A 5,455-nucleotide genomic window follows, 5' to 3' on the forward strand; every position below is an offset into this window, starting at 1 on the left:
TAGACCGAACGAAGGAATGTATGCGCAAATGACGCTGTGAGATGTGGGAGGGTTTGTCACCATGAGTATAGTGGGAAAAGGGTGCAATCATAGCAGTATTAATCCCCATTTTTTTCAAAAAGAGAAGGATGGCTTATTAAGTGCACCCTTCTACATTAAAAATGATTCCTATGCCGTCTTAAATATTGTTGATGAGTAAAAAACAAAATGAAATTCTAAGAAAAACAAAGAAAACAAGAGAAAACGTTAGTATATAGAGGGAGTATAAAATGGCGTGCTTATGGATACCGATATAACGGAATAGCCACGTCCGGCTTAAGCGCCCTACGATAAGTCATCTTTGGTTCGTGCAACACCGTCTCCCCATGGTTCCTAAAACTTTAGTTGATTCGTTCCAGTCGCTACGTTGCTAAACGGGCGCTTGCGCCTTTGTTCTGTGGATGCTTATAACGGTCATCACTTAGATTGCCAAGGGCGCATTTCTTGAAAACGGAGGTTGACTTAAGTAATTCTAGTGCTCAATGCCCGAAATGAACGTGCCAAGCTCGATCTGGTGCTGATTCACGTGGTTTACGACACCATTCAAGAAGTCTTGCGTGATTTACGGTATTTATTCAATCAACGCTCGGTTTATAGAGCAGGATAGGGTACTCGATCACAGACAAACATACGCTAGAATTCGAATACCGCATGCTTGATCACAGTAAATATGCTTAAATTTTGTGGTCACTTGCTCAATTTTTTAAGCATCTTTGATCTAGCGAACCTCTGCTCCTCTCTTAGACAAACTTCTCCACTAACGAATGACTTGCTCGTTTTTTAAGGGAAGGACGCTTGAACCAAGGGTACTCCTACTTGAATTTGGAAGCTCTCGCTTGATTTCGAAGCAACCGGGTGTGCGCAATTGTGAACTTCGAACACCCTCATTGTCAACTCCAGCAATTTTCCATTTTACACTAAAAAATAAAATCCCGAGGTAGGTTAAGCTCTTAGGATTTCACAAGAAACTCCTATTTATTCCAACTTATAGCATCCCCCCTTACTAAAACGGCTTCGTAATCATTAAAATAATAATAAGGAAAAATAAAAGGCTTTCTATTCTCTCATAGAAAAATAGCTTTTTGGACCAAATAAAATACTCATCTGGTATCGTATCCTCATGATGGATTTGTAATAGGCTTTTAATTGGTTTTGATCGTGGAGATAGCACGAGAGGGCCAAACGCTAAAGCAAGCAGGAAGAGCAATAAGCTTGTTACAAACCATCCTTGAGAAAATAAAAAGGGTCGAAGCGCTCCCATCGCTAAACCTGTTACCAATAACAATGTTCCACCAATCATGACTAGCCAATGTAATTTGGCGCGAATCCTAAATCCATATCGCAATTCAGTCATAGTTGTCGCAGTTTTAACTGGCATCATCATTAAAAATCCAGGACCCATCCCAACGATAGCTGAAATGATGTGAATAAACACCAATATGTCATAAAACTCCATTTTATCTGCTCCCTCTAGTCCCCTAAATAATAACTAAGAATTATATCCACCTCTGGTCCATATACTTCGCCAAATAAATTTAAATGGACTAACAAATAGTACAGTTGATATACCAGCTTACAATCTCGATAATAATTTTTTGTAGGAAAAGTGCCTTCATAGGCTTGGTAGAAACTTTTTGAAAAACCACCAAATACCTCTGTAAAAGCTAAATCAAAATGTCTGTCACCATACAAAAAAGAGGGATCAATTAAATAAGGGTCACCCTGCTTACCGACAATCCAATTACCGCCCCACAAGTCCCCATGTAAATAGGATGGGGGAATATCTGCTGGGATCCAGCGATCTAACTGCATAAGTAACTGTTCGAGCTTTTCACGTCGTTTTCCGCTTATAACGTTTCTTTTTACTCCAAGCTGTAACTGTGTGAGCAAACGTCGGTCACGATAATATTCTAACCAGCTATCATAAAATCCGTTCGGTTGCTGCAGTGTACCTATGAATGTAGATTTGGAAAACCCATGCTGCGCCCCCTTGTTTTGGTGCATTGACGCCAACCGCTCACCAAGTAGCGTATCCGTTTGTTGTGTCTTATTTCCACTCACCCATTCCAAGACTAAAAACCGCTCGTCCTGTTCATCGGAATAGCAGATGACGTCTGGAACATGAATCGTATTGGTAGATTGTATAAGTTGCAACCCCGTTGCTTCTAAAGTAAAAAAATGGTTTGGTGCAGCTTCGTTATATTTGATAAAAAATTTTTGCCGTTTCGTTTCTACAAGGTAGGCCTCATTAATAGAACCACCTGTTACCCTTTTTGCATGAATGACTTCCTCTTTAACTCCCGCCTGCTGTAACAGCTTCTGGAAGCGTTGTTTCATACAACAGATTACTCCTTTCTTATTGCAAATCAGTATGATGAAACGTCCACCCGAGTTTTGCATAGTATAGAAATGATTACTGTTATTCAAACGTGATCTTCATATCCCCTGGCTGGATCCAGCCTTTTTTTCGCAAAAAGCTAACAGTTAGTAAACTAATTATCGCTGGTGCAATCATATGTAACATTAGCATACTCCAAAGCACTGACATCGAAAAGCCCATTGATTCGATTGTCATAATTTGTCCAACAAATCCACTTGTGCCCATGCCCGCTCCTGAAGGGTTATTGGTTAATTCAATCCACACAGTGGCAAATGGTGCAACTAAAGCACCAGCTATCGTCGGAGGTAATAAAACAATTGGCTTTTTTACAATATTCGCTACTTGCAGCATAGACGTTCCGATTCCTTGAGCGATAAAGCCACCAAATCCGTTATCGCGGTAACTGGCAACAGCAAAGCCAATCATTTGTGCCGAACAGCCTACAGTAGCGGCACCTGCAGCCAATCCATCCAGTGATAACATAATAGCAATCGCCGCAGAGGAAATAGGAGCTGTTAAGGCTATTCCCATCAGTACAGCTACTAAAATTCCCATAATGAACGGTTGTTGATCAGTGGACCAATTTATCATTTCTCCAAAGCCTTGCATCAATCTACTAATTACGGGCCCGATGAATTTACCAGTTGCAAAACCTGCAGTGATGGTAACTAATGGCGTGACGATGATATCGACGCGCGTTTCCTGATATACCATTTTTCCAATTTCTGTTGCTAGTACTGCACTAACATAGCTACCTGCTGGTCCACCTAATTCTGCACCAAACGCACCAGCAAACAGTGCCGAAAATAGTACAAGCGGCGGAGCCTTTAATCCGTATGCAATCGCTACACCAATTGCTCCCCCCATTATTTTCGTGTCCATGGCAAAACTACCCATTTCCATGAGAATTTGTGCCAACGATGGCGAGAATATACTAACCACTTGCTCTCCAACTGTCTTAATAATTAAGCCAATAATTAATGAGGCAAATAACCCTAATGCCATATAGCTTAAAGCCGTTATAAAATAGGCCTTTCCCGTTATATGGATACCTTTCTGCTGGAAAAATTGCTGCATGTCAAACCCTCCTATTTCGTGAAATAACTCACATTATAATGAATAAGAATGGATAAATTGTATTATCAGGTGTACTGTGTAAAGCTCCCAAACTAACCTTATATGTCCCATACAAAAATAAAGTGATACTTCAATCCCGTCGAATTTTATTCATCCAATACAGAATTACTAGTACCTAAAGGCTGTGGAATCTTTGTTGAATTGGATCTTATGCTTGTCGCTGGGATCGCTTCGTTAGGATAAAAGGTCCGTTTTACTCAGCTTCATGCAGGACTAAAAGTAGATATTTGTTTTTTTTTTAACAGAATTAGTCTTGCTAAATTTGGTAGGCACTCTTCCATTCTTGGTCTTTGCAATAATTTTCATCTTAGGATGGAGGGAGACTCCTAAAAAAGTTGATCTTTATGAGAATAGGATTCTAACAGATGTTACATACAGAAAAACTTTAAATGAAATCTCCCGGTGGTATTTGGTTTCCTATTTTTTAGTTCTCATTGTCCTTGACTAGAGCTAGAATCAGACTATTGGCAATTCGCCAGTAGCTCTTTCTAATATTCTCCCATATTTATCTTCATTTTAACTGTATTATCATCTATTATTGCGTTAATCATCCATTACTTCAAGCAGATTATTTATCCCCTCTTTTCTGGATACATATAATGGCTTACGAACGGGATAGATTAGTTGCTTTTCAACGTTTATTCAGCTACAATTTAATTGAAAATAATTATCAATTATGGACACATGTAAGGGAGATGGAAGATATGGGGAAAATTACTACAAAATCGCAACTTGCCAACATTATCCGTGAACGCCGCGCTATCAAAAAAGGGTATAATAATACAGAGGTCACACAAGATACGGTTTTAGAATTATTAAAGGATGCCGTTTGGGCACCTACTCATGGAATGCGCCAGCCATGGCGATTTATTTTTGTTGGAGCTGATAAACTAGCAGAGTTTGCCAAAAAAGTCGCTGCTACTTACCCTCCTGAAAGACAAGAAAATAGAGAAAATTATTTAAATGAGCCGAATGCTATTTTAGTTGTTGTTATGGATGAGCCTGAGTCTCAAAAGGAATGGGAAGAAAATTATGGTGCAGTCGCTTGCTTGATTCAAAATTTCTGGTTATTAGCGTGGGAAAAACAACTTGGTGTAGTATGGAAAACCAATCCACATATTCAAGATCCGGAAGTGAAAGAAATATTAAACGTAAAACCGCATGAAAAAATAGTCAGTTTCCTTCATTTAGGATACTTCGATGAAGCTCCAGCACCTAAAGAACGCATCGATGTTGCAGAAAAATTCACAACCTTTGAAGGATAACAACTGACGAACTAAGAAATACAATCCACTTAAATTATCATGCCAACATTACGATAACCGTCCATCAATCGTAAAATAAGCCCCAATTAGGAGAGCTTCATCCCCGCTGATGCTGTTACCTCCCACTTCGACTTGTTCCGCGCTCTCATCTTCCATTCTTGAAGTGGGAGTCTACAGCATCTATTTCCGGAATAAAGGAATCAGGCTATAAACATAAGGGGTGTTCCTATCTATGAGCTAATGATGTCTTATCCTAATACAATTCGTGAAGTTTCCTAATCACTGGACGCATGTGCCGGATGTGCCTATTTCGTTATATCAAAGCATCTAATTCGAAATTATACTTTGTAGAACAAAGGCGCAAGGCGCCCGTTTAGCAACGTAGCTACTGGAGCGAATCACCTAAAGTTTTAGGAATCATGCTACTAAAACAGGAGTATGCCGACGCCTGAGCGGCAAGCACGTATTTAGTCGGTCTTCCTCTTAGCTACAACCGATGATGACTTATCATAGGGCGTTTCGTGAAGTCGCCTAGTTGCCGGGCTCATGCGCCGGATGTGGCTATTCCGTTATATCGGTATCCCAAAGTAACAAATTTTATACTCCCTCTATTTACTAACGTTTTCTCTTGTTT

At 39.8% G+C, this 5,455-nt stretch carries 5 protein-coding genes; 2 read left to right on the top strand and 3 right to left on the bottom strand.

Going from position 1 to position 5,455, the window contains the following annotated elements:
- The first annotated feature begins 61 nt into the window (after positions 1-61).
- Positions 62-199 (top strand): hypothetical protein, encoded by a 138-nt coding sequence (locus D1839_RS19880; RefSeq protein ID WP_158589711.1) that lies wholly within the window; start codon positions 62-64, stop codon positions 197-199.
- A gap of 843 nt (positions 200-1,042) precedes the next feature.
- Here the strand turns inward: D1839_RS19880 and D1839_RS19885 are convergent.
- The 3 genes from D1839_RS19885 to D1839_RS19895 all read right to left on the bottom strand — a co-directional run bounded on the left by D1839_RS19885 (position 1,043) and on the right by D1839_RS19895 (position 3,496).
- A complete protein-coding gene (locus D1839_RS19885; RefSeq protein WP_120381501.1) occupies positions 1,043-1,495 on the bottom strand; it encodes a DUF2269 family protein in 453 nt (150 codons plus the stop codon).
- 14 nt (positions 1,496-1,509) lie between these two features.
- Entirely contained in the window at positions 1,510-2,376 is an 867-nt protein-coding gene (locus D1839_RS19890; protein WP_120381502.1) for a fructosamine kinase family protein, read from the bottom strand.
- Positions 2,377-2,458: 82 nt separating this feature from the next.
- Positions 2,459-3,496 carry a PTS transporter subunit IIC gene (locus D1839_RS19895; protein ID WP_120381503.1) on the bottom strand — a complete coding sequence of 346 codons (1,038 nt, stop codon included), beginning with the start codon at positions 3,494-3,496 and terminating at the stop codon, positions 2,459-2,461.
- 659 nt (positions 3,497-4,155) lie between these two features.
- Between D1839_RS19895 and D1839_RS19900 the strand changes: the two genes are divergently transcribed.
- Positions 4,156-4,821 carry a nitroreductase family protein gene (locus D1839_RS19900; RefSeq protein WP_199690458.1) on the top strand — a complete coding sequence of 222 codons (666 nt, stop codon included), beginning with the start codon at positions 4,156-4,158 and terminating at the stop codon, positions 4,819-4,821.
- Positions 4,822-5,455: the final 634 nt, after the last annotated feature.

Source organism: Roseburia sp. 1XD42-34, assembly GCF_009917385.1.
GTDB lineage: Bacteria > Bacillota > Bacilli > Bacillales > Amphibacillaceae > Virgibacillus.